Origin of the sequence: Streptomyces sp. NBC_01232, from assembly GCF_035989885.1 — a bacterium.
Taxonomy (GTDB): domain Bacteria; phylum Actinomycetota; class Actinomycetes; order Streptomycetales; family Streptomycetaceae; genus Streptomyces.
This window is the reverse complement of the sequence record NZ_CP108518.1, coordinates 6,532,653-6,545,244: the sequence shown is the minus strand read 5'-3', so window position 1 is coordinate 6,545,244 and position 12,592 is coordinate 6,532,653. Positions and strand designations below refer to the sequence as shown.

General features: G+C 70.1%; 11 protein-coding genes and 1 pseudogene. 6 read left to right on the top strand and 6 right to left on the bottom strand.

All coding sequences use genetic code 11. The annotated features are described in order from the left end of the window. From uraH to OG444_RS30185, 4 genes and pseudogenes are all read right to left on the bottom strand, one after another. Complete coding sequence (gene uraH, locus OG444_RS30200) at window positions 1-390, bottom strand: hydroxyisourate hydrolase (protein WP_030715205.1); 390 nt, start codon at window positions 388-390, stop codon at window positions 1-3. A gap of 2 nt (window positions 391-392) precedes the next feature. Further along, entirely contained in the window at window positions 393-908 is a 516-nt protein-coding gene (gene uraD / locus OG444_RS30195) for a 2-oxo-4-hydroxy-4-carboxy-5-ureidoimidazoline decarboxylase (RefSeq protein WP_327265156.1), read from the bottom strand. A gap of 355 nt (window positions 909-1,263) precedes the next feature. After that, window positions 1,264-1,623 (bottom strand): annotated as a pseudogene (locus OG444_RS30190) (helix-turn-helix domain-containing protein); the annotation flags it as partial. Then, window positions 1,620-1,871 carry a thiamine-binding protein gene (locus OG444_RS30185; protein WP_327265155.1) on the bottom strand — a complete coding sequence of 84 codons (252 nt, stop codon included), beginning with the start codon at window positions 1,869-1,871 and terminating at the stop codon, window positions 1,620-1,622. The gene OG444_RS30185 and the pseudogene OG444_RS30190, both read right to left, overlap by 4 nt. A gap of 195 nt (window positions 1,872-2,066) precedes the next feature. On the opposite strand from OG444_RS30185, the gene OG444_RS30180 reads away from it, so the two are divergent. The 4 genes from OG444_RS30180 to OG444_RS30165 all read left to right on the top strand — a co-directional run bounded on the left by OG444_RS30180 (window position 2,067) and on the right by OG444_RS30165 (window position 7,219). Continuing rightward, window positions 2,067-2,900 carry a TIM barrel protein gene (locus OG444_RS30180; protein ID WP_327265154.1) on the top strand — a complete coding sequence of 278 codons (834 nt, stop codon included), beginning with the start codon at window positions 2,067-2,069 and terminating at the stop codon, window positions 2,898-2,900. Between the two features lie 75 nt (window positions 2,901-2,975). Continuing rightward, entirely contained in the window at window positions 2,976-3,866 is an 891-nt protein-coding gene (locus OG444_RS30175; RefSeq protein WP_327265153.1) for a 2-hydroxy-3-oxopropionate reductase, read from the top strand. A gap of 210 nt (window positions 3,867-4,076) precedes the next feature. Then, a complete protein-coding gene (locus OG444_RS30170; protein WP_030765355.1) occupies window positions 4,077-5,534 on the top strand; it encodes a catalase in 1,458 nt (485 codons plus the stop codon). Between the two features lie 572 nt (window positions 5,535-6,106). Further along, the gene (locus OG444_RS30165) at window positions 6,107-7,219 is read left to right on the top strand and encodes an SAM-dependent methyltransferase (RefSeq protein WP_327265152.1); all 1,113 of its coding nucleotides are present in this window, start codon (window positions 6,107-6,109) and stop codon (window positions 7,217-7,219) included. Between the two features lie 85 nt (window positions 7,220-7,304). Here OG444_RS30165 and gcl read toward each other — a convergent pair whose 3' ends face one another. Continuing rightward, complete coding sequence (gene gcl / locus OG444_RS30160; RefSeq protein ID WP_033218096.1) at window positions 7,305-9,092, bottom strand: glyoxylate carboligase; 1,788 nt, start codon at window positions 9,090-9,092, stop codon at window positions 7,305-7,307. Between the two features lie 267 nt (window positions 9,093-9,359). On the opposite strand from gcl, the gene OG444_RS30155 reads away from it, so the two are divergent. Beyond that, window positions 9,360-10,220 (top strand): hypothetical protein, encoded by an 861-nt coding sequence (locus OG444_RS30155; protein WP_327265151.1) that lies wholly within the window; start codon window positions 9,360-9,362, stop codon window positions 10,218-10,220. A 101-nt stretch (window positions 10,221-10,321) separates the two neighbouring features. Next, window positions 10,322-10,810 carry a glutathione peroxidase gene (locus OG444_RS30150; RefSeq protein ID WP_327265150.1) on the top strand — a complete coding sequence of 163 codons (489 nt, stop codon included), beginning with the start codon at window positions 10,322-10,324 and terminating at the stop codon, window positions 10,808-10,810. 61 nt (window positions 10,811-10,871) lie between these two features. Here OG444_RS30150 and OG444_RS30145 read toward each other — a convergent pair whose 3' ends face one another. Continuing rightward, on the bottom strand, window positions 10,872-12,563 hold the full coding sequence (locus OG444_RS30145; RefSeq protein WP_442810646.1) for an AMP-binding protein: 1,692 nt from the start codon (window positions 12,561-12,563) through the stop codon (window positions 10,872-10,874). Window positions 12,564-12,592: the final 29 nt, after the last annotated feature.

The following is a 12,592-nucleotide window of genomic DNA, read 5'->3' as shown; positions in this document are numbered from 1 at the left end:
CTAGCTCCCTCGGTAAACGGAGTAGCCGAACGGGTTGAGCAGCAGCGGTACGTGGTAATGCTCGCCCGGGTTCACCGCAAACGTGATGGTGACCTCGGGGAAGAACGCACCGCTGTCCCTTACGCGGGGGGCGTCCTGCTGCGCCTCGGCTTGCTTCTTGGAGAAGTACGTCTCGGTCTCGAAATCGAGACGCACGTGAGTGGTGCCCTCCGGCAGCGCCGGCAGGTCCTTGCAGCGCCCGTCCGCATCGGTGGCGGAGCCGCCCAGGGCCGCCCACTCACCGTCGAGGCCCGTGCGGGCCGACAGGGAGATGGCGACGCCCTCGGCGGGCTTGCCGATGCTGGTGTCCAGGATGTGCGTGGACACCGACGCGGTGGTCTCGGTGCTCATGGTCACGCTCCTTCTGCGAGTTCGACGAGGCGGGTGAGGCGGATCTTGTTGATCTTGACGAGCTCGCCGCGGGCGATCTCCCGCTCCTGCTCCGGCGAGTTGTCGATCCGGACCTTGACCGCGTCACGCATGAACTCACCGGTCGCACCGGTGGCGCAGATGAGGAAGACGTGGCCGAACTTGTCCTGGTAGGCCAGGTTCAGTTCGAGGAGCTCGGTCTTGAGCTCCTCCGAGGCACCGGCCATGCCACGCTGCTCGCGGGCGGAGGTCGGGTCTCCCGGCTTCGGCCGGCCGATCGGCGCGTGGCCTCCCATCGCTTCACCCAGGTCCTCCGCGGTGAGCTCCGCCATGGCGGCTTCGTTCGCGGCGAACAGGGAATCGGCGGTGGTGAAGGGGCGCTGGGCGAGCATCTTGCTCCCCCACGCCGAACTGGCGCACACCTCGTGCAGCTCGGCCGTGGCCGCGCTGTCGTCCAAGGTGTTGAACCGGGTGAGACCCGGGGTCGGACTCGAAGTCACGGTAGGCCTCCGTGGCCTGTTGTTGCTTTGACGGGCTGCGCATAGCTAACGCCCTCCACAACACGGCGTCAACACTTTGTTGAAACTTCCCGTACACAAAAGCCGCCGCCCGGGTGAATTGGGCGGCGGCTCGTCACACTGAGTCAGAGTTCGTTCACTCCCGGGTGGTCCGACCACCCCTGCCGCCCTTGCCGGTGGCCTCGCCGTCGGCGGCGTCGACCGCGCCGCCGGCCGGCTCGCCGACGCCCTCGCCGACGCTCTTGCCGGCGCCCTTGTCGGCGCCCTTGTCGGCGCCCTTGTCGGCGCCCTTGTCGGCGCCCTTGTCGGCGCCCTTGTCGGCGCCCTTCGGGGTGGCCGAGTCCCTGTTCAGGTAGTTGTAGACGGTGAAGCGGCTCACGCCCAGCGCGCCCGCGACCGTTTCCACGCCGTGCCGCACGGAGAAGGCGCCCCGCGCCTCCAGTATCCGTACGACGTCCTGCTTGGACTTCCGGTCGAGCTGCGCCAACGGTACGCCGTACCGGCGCTCCAGGGCCGCCAGGATGTGATCCAGCGAGTCCGAGAGCTGCGGCAGGCGCACGGCCAGCAGGTCCCGGCCCTCCCAGGCGAGCACGACGTCGTCGGGCTGCGCCAGGGACGGGTCCATCAGCTCGCCGCCCATGGCGTCCACGAGCGGCTTGACCGCGGTGACGAAGGGGTGGTCGCGGGGCTCGGTCATGAGACGTCCTCCCCGATCACGTTGACCTGGAGCGAGACGCGCGTTGCGCCGGCCTCCAGGGAGTCGCGCAGCAGCTCGCCCACCGCGGCCAGCACCCGGTCGGCCTCACCCTCGGCGGTGTTGCCGAACGGGCCGACGTCCACCGCGTCCAGCTGGGCCTTCTGGATGACCTCGCGGGCCGCCACGGCGTGGGCAGGAGCCTCTTCCAGATCGAAGGGCTCGGTCGTGAACTCCACTCTCAATCGCACGCCGTCAAGCTACCCGGGCAGGAAGGGGCGGCGCGACAGCGCCCCCACGGCAGAGCGCCCCCACGAGGGGCGGCGGCCGGGCGACCGGCAGGGGGATTTTTCGGGAGTCCGCACTTGACATCCGCGCGGAGGCCCATGCAATCTTCCATCAGACAGAAAATAACTTCCGCAATACGGAAGGAGCGCACACCCCTCATGGGATACACGGACCAGCGCTTCGATGTAAACCTGTCGATCCTCTTCACGGAACTCCCGCTCCTGGAGCGCCCCGCGGCTGCCGCCGCGGCGGGCTTCACGGCGGTCGAGCTGTGGTGGCCCTGGATCGAGACCCCCACCCCCGCACAGGAGGAGCTGGACGCCCTCAAGAAGGCTCTTGAGGACGCCGGCACCCAGCTGGTGGGCCTGAACTTCTACGCCGGCCAGCTGCCGGGCCCGGACCGCGGCGCGGTCTCGGTTCCCGGTGCGGAGTCGGAGCGCTTCAACGCCAACATCAACGTGGCCGCGGACTTCGCGGCCTCGGTCGGCTGCAAGGCGCTGAACGCCCTCTACGGCAACCGCGTCGACGGCGTGGACCCGGCCGTTCAGGACGAGCTCGCGCTGGAGAACCTGGTCGTGGCGGCCCGCGCCGCGGACCGCGTCGGCGCGATCCTCCTGATCGAGACCCTCAACAAGCCCGAGTCGCCGCTCTACCCGCTGGTGAGCGCCCCGGCCGGCATCGAGGTAGTGGACAAGGTGAACGAGGCCACCGGCCTCGGGAACGCCAAGTTCCTGCTCGACCTGTACCACCTGGCGATGAACGATGAGGACCTCGGCGAGGTCATCGAAAAGTACGCCGCCAAGACCGGGCACGTCCAGATCGCGGACAAGCCCGGACGAGGTGCCCCCGGCACCGGCGAGCTGCCCCTCGAGGAGCTGCTCGACCAGCTGAAGAAGGCCGGATACGAGGGCTACGTAGGCCTGGAGTACAAGGCCGCCGACGCTGCCGCTTCCTTCGCATGGCTGCCGGCCGAGGCCCGCGCCGCGAAGTAGGCGGACAAAGTCCAGGCGATCAGCCAGGCACCCCCCGCGCTTTTCGTACGAAGCATTAAGAGAAGGACCCTCATCATGAGCAACCTCCCCAAGATCGCGTGGATCGGTCTCGGAATCATGGGCTCGCCCATGGCCGAGAACCTCCTGAAGGCCGGCTACTCGGTCACCGGCTTCACCCTGGAGCAGGACAAGCTGGAGCGTCTGGCCGCCGCCGGCGGCTCCGCGGCCGGCTCGATCGCCGAGGCCGTCAAGGAGGCCGACGTCATCATCACGATGGTGCCCGCCTCCCCGCAGGTCGAGGCCATCTCCTACGGTGAGAACGGCATCCTGGAGAACGCGAAGTCCGGCGCGCTGATCATCGACATGTCGTCGATCACCCCGCAGACCTCGGTCGACCTGGCGAAGAACGCCGCCGCCAAGGGCATCCGCGTCATCGACGCCCCGGTGTCCGGTGGCGAGGCCGGCGCCATCGAGGCCGTCCTGTCGATCATGGTGGGTGGCGAGCAGGCCGACTTCGACGAGGCCCTGCCGATCCTCGAGGCCCTCGGCAAGGTCATCGTCCTGTGCGGTCCGCACGGCTCCGGCCAGACGGTGAAGGCCGCCAACCAGCTCATCGTCGCGGTGAACATCCAGGCGTGCGCCGAGGCCGTCGTCTTCCTCGAGAAGTCCGGCGTGAACCTGCAGGCCGCCCTGGACGTCCTCAACGGCGGTCTGGCCGGCTCCACGGTCCTGACCCGCAAGAAGGACAACTTCCTGAACCGCGACTTCAAGCCCGGTTTCCGGATCGACCTGCACCACAAGGACATGGGCATCGTCACCGACGCCGCCCGCAACGTCGGCGCAGCCCTGCCCGTCGGCGCTGTCGTCGCCCAGCTGGTCGCCTCGCTGCGCGCCCAGGGTGACGGCGGCCTGGACCACTCGGCCCTGCTCCGTGCCGTCGAGCGCCTCTCCGGCGCTCAGATCTGAGCCCTCCCCCTCACCCGGGGGACCTGAGTCTCCGGACGGCGCCGGTGCTGACACCTGTCCTGTCGCGCCCAAGTGCCGGTGCCGTCCGGATTTCCACTCACCTTCAACTTCGTTCAACAAACTGTTGACGTTTAGTTCTCGCCAAATTTAGGCTGTTCCGCATGACGGAAGACGCTTTCCGTCAGCAGTTACCCCGTACGGAAGGTCACCATGTCGAAGCGCACGCTGACGACCGAGTCCGGCGCCCCGGTCGCCGACAATCAGAACTCCGCCACCGCCGGCGTCGGTGGCCCGCTCCTGGTCCAGGACCAGCAGCTCCTGGAGAAGCTCGCCCGCTTCAACCGTGAGCGCATCCCGGAGCGCGTGGTGCACGCCCGCGGCTCGGCGGCATACGGCTACTTCGAGGTGACCGACGACGTCACCGCCTACACCAGCGCCGCGTTCCTGAACACGGTCGGCAAGAAGACCGAGACCTTCCTGCGGTTCTCCACCGTCGCCGACTCGCTCGGCGGCGCGGACGCGGTCCGCGACCCGCGCGGCTTCGCGCTCAAGTTCTACACCGAAGAGGGCAACTACGACCTCGTCGGCAACAACACCCCGGTGTTCTTCATCAAGGACCCGATCAAGTTCCCCGACTTCATCCACTCCCAGAAGCGCGACCCCTTCACGGGCAAGCAGGAGCCGGACAACGTCTGGGACTTCTGGGCTCACGCCCCCGAGGCGACGCACCAGATCACCTGGCTCATGGGTGACCGCGGTATCCCGGCGTCGTACCGTCACATGAACGGCTACGGCTCCCACACGTACCAGTGGACGAACGAGCAGGGCGAGGCCTTCTTCGTCAAGTACCACTTCAAGACGAACCAGGGCATCCGCAGCCTCTCGGGCGAGCAGGCCGCCGAGCTCGTCGGCAAGGACGCGAACTCGCACCAGACCGACCTGCTGCAGGCCATCGAGCGCGGTGTGAACCCCTCGTGGACCCTGTACGTGCAGATCATGCCCGCCGCCGAGGCCGCGGACTACCGCTTCAACCCGTTCGACCTCACCAAGGTGTGGCCGCACAGCGACTACCCGCTGCAGCGCGTGGGCCGTCTGGTCCTCGACCGCAACCCGGACAACGTCTTCGCCGAGGTCGAGCAGTCCGCCTTCTCCCCGAACAACTTCGTCCCGGGCATCACCGCCTCGCCGGACAAGATGCTCCAGGGCCGTCTCTTCGCCTACGCCGACGCCCAGCGCTACCGCCTCGGTGTGAACCACACCGTGCTGCCGGTCAACGCCCCCAAGGCGACGAAGGCCGACAACTACGGCCGCGACGGCGTCATGGCGCTGCGCAACGGCTCGCGCCACGACAAGAACTACGAGCCCAACTCGTACCAGGGTCCGGCCGAGACCGGTCTGGCACTGGGCGCCCCGAAGGCCGTCTCCGGCTACACGGGCACCCACGAGGCCCCGGCCCACACCAAGGACGACGACTTCTTCCAGGCCGGTGAGCTCTACCGCCTGATGTCGGAGGCCGAGAAGCAGCGTCTGGTGGCGAACATCGCCGGCGGTCTGTCTCAGGTCACCCTGGAAGACGTCATCGAGAAGAACCTGGCTCACTTCCACGCCGCCGACGCCGACTACGGCAAGCGCGTCGAGGAGGCCGTCCGCGCCCTGCGCGACGCCTGAGCCACCCAGATGTACCGGGGGCCTGACGGGAGGTCAGGCCCCGGGTGCTCAGCCCGACCCGTGGACCCGGATGAGGGGTGGTACACGGTGAGGGCAGGACGAGGACCGTGGCGAGCGTGCGAGCCAGTGCGGTGGTAATGGGTTCCGAGGCCCGTCTCTTGACCTGAGGGAGACGACGCCGGAGTTCTCGTCGCCCGCCCGCCACGGTCCCAGCCAACCCTCTTCGTACAGGGGCTACGCACAGAGCCCCCTGCACGCGGAGGTACCCACCTCCCCACACACTCCGCCCGGCGGTGCGAACGTCCTGTCGCGCCAGCCTCGCACCGTCGGGCGGTAACAAACCAGAGCGCCGAGTCACGGACGGTCCCGTGACCCGGCGCTTTGTCGTGTGCGGCGGCCCCTACCAGCAAGCGTCCCTACCAGCGGGTGCCCCTACCCGCGGCCGTCCCTACCAGCGGGCGTCCAGTGTGCTGCGCCTGGCCGCTCCGCCCCGGCGGGTGAGCGCCGACGCACGCGGCGAAGCCCCGAACGGACGCGCCCTGCGGGCCGGCGGCAGCTGGTTGAATGGCCGGATGGATCTTCAGGTGTTCCGCGCCCTGCTGTCGGATGAGGGGCAGAGCCTCCTGGCGGCCCTGGGGGAAGCCGGCCCGGGCGGAGAACCGGACTCCGCGGCGACGGCCACCCTGCGGCGGAGCGGTCCCGCACTGGTGGCGGCGGCCGAGGAGCAGGTCCGGCTGCGAGGGCTCGCGGCCGCCAAGTTCGGGACGTACGCCTCCCGCATGTACTTCACCCCGGACATGGTCGAGCTGTCCTCCCACCTGGCCGTGGCCGAGTACAAGCTGGACCGCGTGCGCGAGATGGGTGTGGTGCTGGTCGAGCCGATGTTCCTGGGCAGCGGAGCCGACGCCCTCGTACTGGGCCGGGAGTACTACGCCCTGGCCGTCGACCCCGACCCGCTGACCGCCGCGATGGCCGTGGCCAACGAACAGGCCCTGAACGGCAGGAGCGACCCGTCGCTCATCGCCGCCTGCGAGGACATCGCCGCGTTCGGCGGTCGGGGCGAGGCCGACTTCATCGACCTGATGCGGCCTCCGGGGCCGGACGGGGGCCACGACCCCGAGTCGTACGATCCGCCGCTGTCCTGGGCCCTGGAGCAGGTGCGCACGACCGGCCTCGGCTGGATCCGGCTCGCGCCCGGCCTCGTACCCGGGGCCGTACCGGACCTCGGGCGGGCCGACGAGGCCGAGTGGATCTCGTACGACGGCGAGGTGCAGGAGCTGGTCCTGTGGTTCGGCCTGTACGGCACGCCCGAACCGGTCACCGTGCGCAGGGCCACCTTGCTGCCGACCGGTGCCTCGCTCACCGCGCGCGGCCTGCCCGAGCCCTCCGTGCGGCCCGCGGGCCGCTACGTATACGTACCGGATCCGGCCGTGGTCCGCGCCGGGCTGGTCGCCGAGGTCGTCGAGGACATCGCCGGCGGGCCCGTCGACGGAGGCGGCACCCTCCTCACGTCCGACGAGTTGCGGCATACGCCGTTCGCGACGGCGTACGAGGTCATCGACGTGCCGGCGCACGCGCCGGAGCCGGCGGGGTCGGTGGAGTTCGTCATCGCCGCGGCCGACGGCGCCACGGCGCTGACCGCCGTACCCGTACCCGTACCTGCCCGGATCCCGCAGGCTCCCTGAGGGCCCCGCAGGGCGTTCGCGGAGCGCGCGGACGGCCCCCGCCCTCCGGAAGGAGGGACGGGGGCCGCCGGGTGGTGCGGGGGGATCAGACCTGCAGGGCCTTGATCGCGGTCGGGGCGTGGCCCGGCTCGGTCGCGAGCTCTTCGAACTCGGTGACGTCGCTCATGTCGACCGTCTTGCTCATCGCGATGTTGGTGATGCGCTCCAGGATGGCCTCGACGACGACCGGGACCTGGAACTCCTGGGCCAGCTTCTTGGCCTCCTCGAAGGCCTCGCCCAGCTTGTCCGGGTCGGTGACGCGGATGGCCTTGACGCCCAGGCCCTCGGCGACCTTGACGTGGTCGACGCCGTAGACGCCCAGCTCGGGGGTGTTGATGTTCTCGAACTCGAGGTTGACCTCGAAGTTGATGCCCAGGCCGCCCTGCGCCTGACGGATCAGACCCAGGTAGGCGTTGTTCACGAGGACGTGGACGTAGGGGACCTTGTGCTGGGCGGCGACCGCCAGCTCCTCGATCATGAACTGGAAGTCGTAGTCGCCGGACAGCGCGACGATCGGGGTCTCGGGCTCCGCGGTGGCGGCACCGATGGCGGCCGGGATGGTCCAGCCGAGCGGGCCGGCCTGGCCGCAGTTGATCCAGTTGCGCGGGCGGTAGACGTGCAGGAACTGCGCGGCCGCGATCTGGGAGAGGCCGATGGTGGTGACGTAGCGGGTCTCGGGACCGAACGCCTTGTTCATCTCCTCGTAGACGCGCTGCGGCTTCAGGGGGATGTTGTCGAAGTGCGTACGGCGCTGCAGGGTCGCCTTGCGGTCCTGCGCCGAGGCGGTCCAGGCGGAGAAGTCCGGCAGCTTGCCCTCGGCCTTGAGCTCCTTGGCGATCTCGATGAAGAGCTCCAGCGCGGCCTTGGCGTCGGAGGCGATGCCGAAGTCCGGGGCGAAGATCTTGCCGAGCTGGGTGGGCTCGATGTCGACGTGGACGAACTTGCGGCCCTTGGTGTAGGCGTCCAGGTTGTAACCGGTGTGACGGTTGGCCCAGCGGTTGCCGATGCCGAAGACGAAGTCCGACTCCAGGAACGTCGCGTTGCCGTAGCGGTGCGCGGTCTGCACACCGACCATGCCGGCGGCCAGCTCGTGGTCGTCCGGGATGGTGCCCCAGCCCATCAGGGTGGAGATGACGGGGACGTTCACCAGCTCGGCGAACTCGACCAGCAGGTCGGAGGCGTCGGCGTTGATGATGCCGCCACCGGCGACGATCAGCGGGCGCTCCGACTCGAGCAGGAACTGCAGGGCCTTCGCGGCCTGGGCGCGGGTGGCCTGCGGCTTGTAGACCGGCAGCGGGGAGTAGGTCTCCGGGTCGAACTCGATCTCGGTCAGCTGGACGTCGATCGGGAGGTCGATCAGGACCGGGCCCGGACGGCCGGAGCGCATCAGGTGGAAGGCCTCCTGGAACACCCCCGGGACCTGCGCGGCCTCCAGGACGGTCGTGGCCTTCTTGGTGACGGGCTTGGCGATCGAGGCGATGTCGACGGCCTGGAAGTCCTCCTTGTGGAGCTTCGAGACCGGGGCCTGACCGGTGATGCACAGGATCGGGATCGAGTCCGCGATCGCCGAGTACAGGCCGGTGATCATGTCGGTGCCGGCCGGGCCCGAAGTACCGATGCAGACACCGATGTTGCCCGCCTTGGCACGCGTGTAGCCCTCGGCCATGTGCGAAGCGCCCTCGACGTGGCGGGCGAGGGTGTGCGCGATGCCGCCCACGTTCTTGAGCTCGCGGTAGAACGGGTTGATCGCAGCACCGGGGACACCGAACGCTTGTTCGACACCCTCGAGCTTGAGGATCTCCACTGCAGCGGCGGCGGCTGTCATACGAGGCATCGAGTTCTCCTGCGGGTCTGGCGGTCAGGCTTTTCCGTAATCCGGAAGTTTTGTTCTGCTATACGGAACAAGCTAAGCGGCGGGTCCTTCGACGTCAAGGCGGCAGGGGACCCCGGAAGCCACCAAAAGCCGCAAGTCGGTCGCCGACTTGTACAAATCACTGATCCGCCGGCGGGAATCCCCCGGAAATGGCGTGCACCCTCCCCCCGGCGGTCGCCGGTGGTGGAGCATGGACCTACGGACAGCGACGGAGGGGGTCCAGGTCTCATGGCGGAAGCGGTACCGGTGCGCTGCCCGGCGTGCCTGCGCGAGAACGGCTACACCGCTCCGGTCTTCCCCTGCGCGTGCGGAAGCCCGGTCCATCCCCCGCTGGATCTGGCGGCGCCACCGGTTCCGCTGACGCACCGCACCTGGTCGGAGACCTGGGTGACGGTGCGCTGCACGGCCTGCGGACGGGAGAGCGAGTGGCCGCATCCGGAGCTGGGCTGCGGATCGTGCGGGACGGTGGTCCTGATTCCGGTGCACCCGCTGGAGCGGGCGGACAACGGGAGCGGCGCGGGTGCGGGGGTCGCGGGTACGGGCACTGCCGCGGGTACGGGCATCACTGCGGGGCCCGGGACCACTGCGGGCCCGAGCGGTGCGGCCCCGGGCTCGGACCGGCCGGACCCCGGCGCCGCCGGGCCAGGGCCCACGGGCGGGCGCCCGGCGCACATCCCGCCTCCGTCGGCCGCACCGGTGCCGCGGCCCGCCTTCCGGCCGGTGACCATCCGTACGGCCCGCGACGCGGTGGCCACGGCCGCGCTGTACCTGCGCTGGCTCGGCTTCCGGGACGTACGGCAGCCCGACGGGCGCCCGATCCCCTCGGCGGCCGTGGACCTGCGGGCTCCGGGCCTGGTGGCGCAGGTGGACCCGACCACCGCGCCGGCCGGACTGCGGGCGGTGGAGTGCGTCTGGCTGAACGGCCTGACCGCGTCCGCGACCAGCGTCTACTTCTCCCTGGCCGGGTACACGAAGGACGCCCGGGCGCGGGCGGACGACCTCGGGATACCACTGTTCGTCATGGACCTGACGGGCATGCCGCAGCCGGTCAACGACCCGGCGGACGCGCTGGTCGGCCCGGACGCGTAGGCGGCGGGCGGGCAGCGGACGGGATCCGCCATGATCGGCGCGCCCGGCGGGCTACCCCCTAAGCTCGTAGGCATTGCCTACTTCCTGCCCAGGAGAGCCCGATGAGCCTGTACGACATCCCGCTGACCACCCTGTCCGACGAGCCCACCAGCCTCGCCGCCCACAAGGGCAAGGCGATCCTCCTGGTGAACACCGCCTCGCAGTGCGGGCTCACCCCGCAGTACTCGGGACTGGCCCGCCTGCAGTTCACGTACGAGGAGAATGGCTTCACGGTCATCGGCGTGCCCTGCAACCAGTTCGGCGAGCAGGAGCCCGGCAACGCCGAGGACATCCAGACCTTCTGCGCGGCCGGCTTCGGCGTCACCTTCCCGATCCTGGAGAAGTCCGAGGTCAACGGCGAGAACCGGCACCCGCTCTACCAGGAGCTGGTGAAGACCCCGGACGCGGACGGCGAGGCCGGGGACATCCAGTGGAACTTCGAGAAGTTCCTGATCTCCCCGGCCGGCGAGGTCGTGGCGCGCTTCCGCCCCCGCACCGAGCCCGAGGCCCCCGAGGTCATCGCCGCGATCGAGGCGAACCTGCCCGCGTAAGGGCTCGCGCCCGCGCCGGCGCGGGCGCCCGCGTAGGCACTCCCGCTCGCGCCCGTCGCGCTCAGCCGAGGTCGGCCTCGTCGTACTCTCCCGCCGACCCGGCCGCGGTGAGCTCCCGCAGCTCCACCCGGCGGATCTTGCCGGACACGGTCTTCGGGAGCTCGCCGAACTCGATGCGGCGGATCCTCTTGTACGGGGACAGCACCGCGCGGCAGTGCGCGAACAGCACCCGGGCCGTCTCCGGCCCGGGCTCCCAGCCGCCCGCAAGGGTGACGTACGCCTTCGGGACCGCCAGCCGCAGCTCGTCCGGGGCCGGCACGACGGCCGCCTCGGCCACCGCCTCGTGCTCCAGCAGGGCGCTCTCCAGCTCGAACGGGCTGATCTTGTAGTCCGAGGCCTTGAAGACGTCGTCGGAGCGGCCGACGTAGGTGAGGTAGCCGTCGGCGTCGCGCGCGGCGATGTCGCCGGTGCGGTAGAGCCCGTCCGCCATGGCCTCGGCGGTGCGCCCGGGATCGTCGCGGTAGCCGGTCGTCACCCCGGCGGGCCGGGTGCGCAGGTCCACGCAGAGCTCGCCCTCGTCGGAGGACTCCTTGCCGGTGACCGGGTCCAGGAGCACGATCTCGTAGCCGGGCGCCGGGCGGCCCATGGAGCCGGGCTTGACGGGCACCCCGGGGAAGTTCCCGACCTGCAGGGTGGTCTCGGTCTGGCCGAAGCCGTCGCGGATGGTCACCCCCCAGGCCGCGCGGACCTTCTCGATGACTTCCGGATTGAGCGGTTCCCCGGCGGCGACGGCCTCGCGCGGGGGCTTCGCCAGCCTGGTGAGGTCGGACTGGATCAGCATCCGCCACACGGTGGGCGGGGCGCAGAAGGTGGTCACGCCGTGCCGGTCCATCTCGGCCATCAGTCGCTCGGCGTCGAAGCGCGTGTAGTTGTGGACGAAGACGGTGGCGCCGGCGTTCCACGGGGCGAAGAGATTGGACCAGGCGTGCTTGGCCCAGCCGGGCGAGGCGATGTTGAGGTGCACGTCACCGGGGCGCAGCCCGAGCCAGTACATGGTGGAGAGGTGACCGATGGGGTACGAGGCGTGCGTGTGCTCGACGAGCTTGGGGCGGTCGGTGGTGCCGGAGGTGAAGTAGAGCATCAGCGGGTCGGTGGCGAGGGTCTCGCCGTGCGGCGTGAAATCGCCGTCGGCACCCTCCGTGTCCGCCAGCCGCAGCCACCCGACGGGGACCCGGTCGCCCGCGGCGATCCGCGTGTAGTCGCCCGGTACCTCGTCGAACTTGGCCGTGTCCTCGGTGCGCGCGATGACGTGGCGCACCTGGCCGCGCTCGACCCGGTCGCGCAGGTCGGCCGGGCCGAGCAGGGGGGTGGCGGGGATGACGACGGCGCGGAGCTTCATCGCGCCGAGCATCACCTCCCACAGCTCGCGCTGGTTGCCGAGCATGACGAGGATCCGGTCGCCGGGCCCGACACCCTGCTCGCGCAGCCAGTTGGCGGCCGCGCCGGACCGTACGGCGAGCTCCGCGAAGGTGAGGCTCCGGCTGATGCCGTCCTCCTCGACGATGCGCAGGGCGTCGGCGTCGTTCCCGGCGGCGATGTGGTCGAACCAGTCCAGCGCCCAGTTGAAGCGGTGGGGGCGGGGCCAGGTGAATCCGGCGTGGGCGGCCTCGTAGTCACCGCGGCGCTCCAGCAGGAAGTCCCGCGCGGCCAGGAACTGGGCGGTGGCGCTGTTCTGCGTGCTGTCGGTCGTCATGACAGGCATCGTGCCGCGTTCGGCGTACG

Coding starts and splice junctions, on each gene's coding strand:
- uraH (WP_030715205.1), bottom strand. CDS start 390: ATGAGCACCGAGACCACCGCGTCGGTGTCCACGCACATCCTGGACACC.
- OG444_RS30145 (WP_442810646.1), bottom strand. CDS start 12,563: ATGACGACCGACAGCACGCAGAACAGCGCCACCGCCCAGTTCCTGGCC.
- OG444_RS30155 (WP_327265151.1), top strand. CDS start 9,360: ATGGCGGAAGCGGTACCGGTGCGCTGCCCGGCGTGCCTGCGCGAGAAC.
- OG444_RS30175 (WP_327265153.1), top strand. CDS start 2,976: ATGAGCAACCTCCCCAAGATCGCGTGGATCGGTCTCGGAATCATGGGC.
- OG444_RS30170 (WP_030765355.1), top strand. CDS start 4,077: ATGTCGAAGCGCACGCTGACGACCGAGTCCGGCGCCCCGGTCGCCGAC.
- gcl (WP_033218096.1), bottom strand. CDS start 9,092: ATGCCTCGTATGACAGCCGCCGCCGCTGCAGTGGAGATCCTCAAGCTC.
- OG444_RS30150 (WP_327265150.1), top strand. CDS start 10,322: ATGAGCCTGTACGACATCCCGCTGACCACCCTGTCCGACGAGCCCACC.
- OG444_RS30165 (WP_327265152.1), top strand. CDS start 6,107: ATGGATCTTCAGGTGTTCCGCGCCCTGCTGTCGGATGAGGGGCAGAGC.
- OG444_RS30180 (WP_327265154.1), top strand. CDS start 2,067: ATGGGATACACGGACCAGCGCTTCGATGTAAACCTGTCGATCCTCTTC.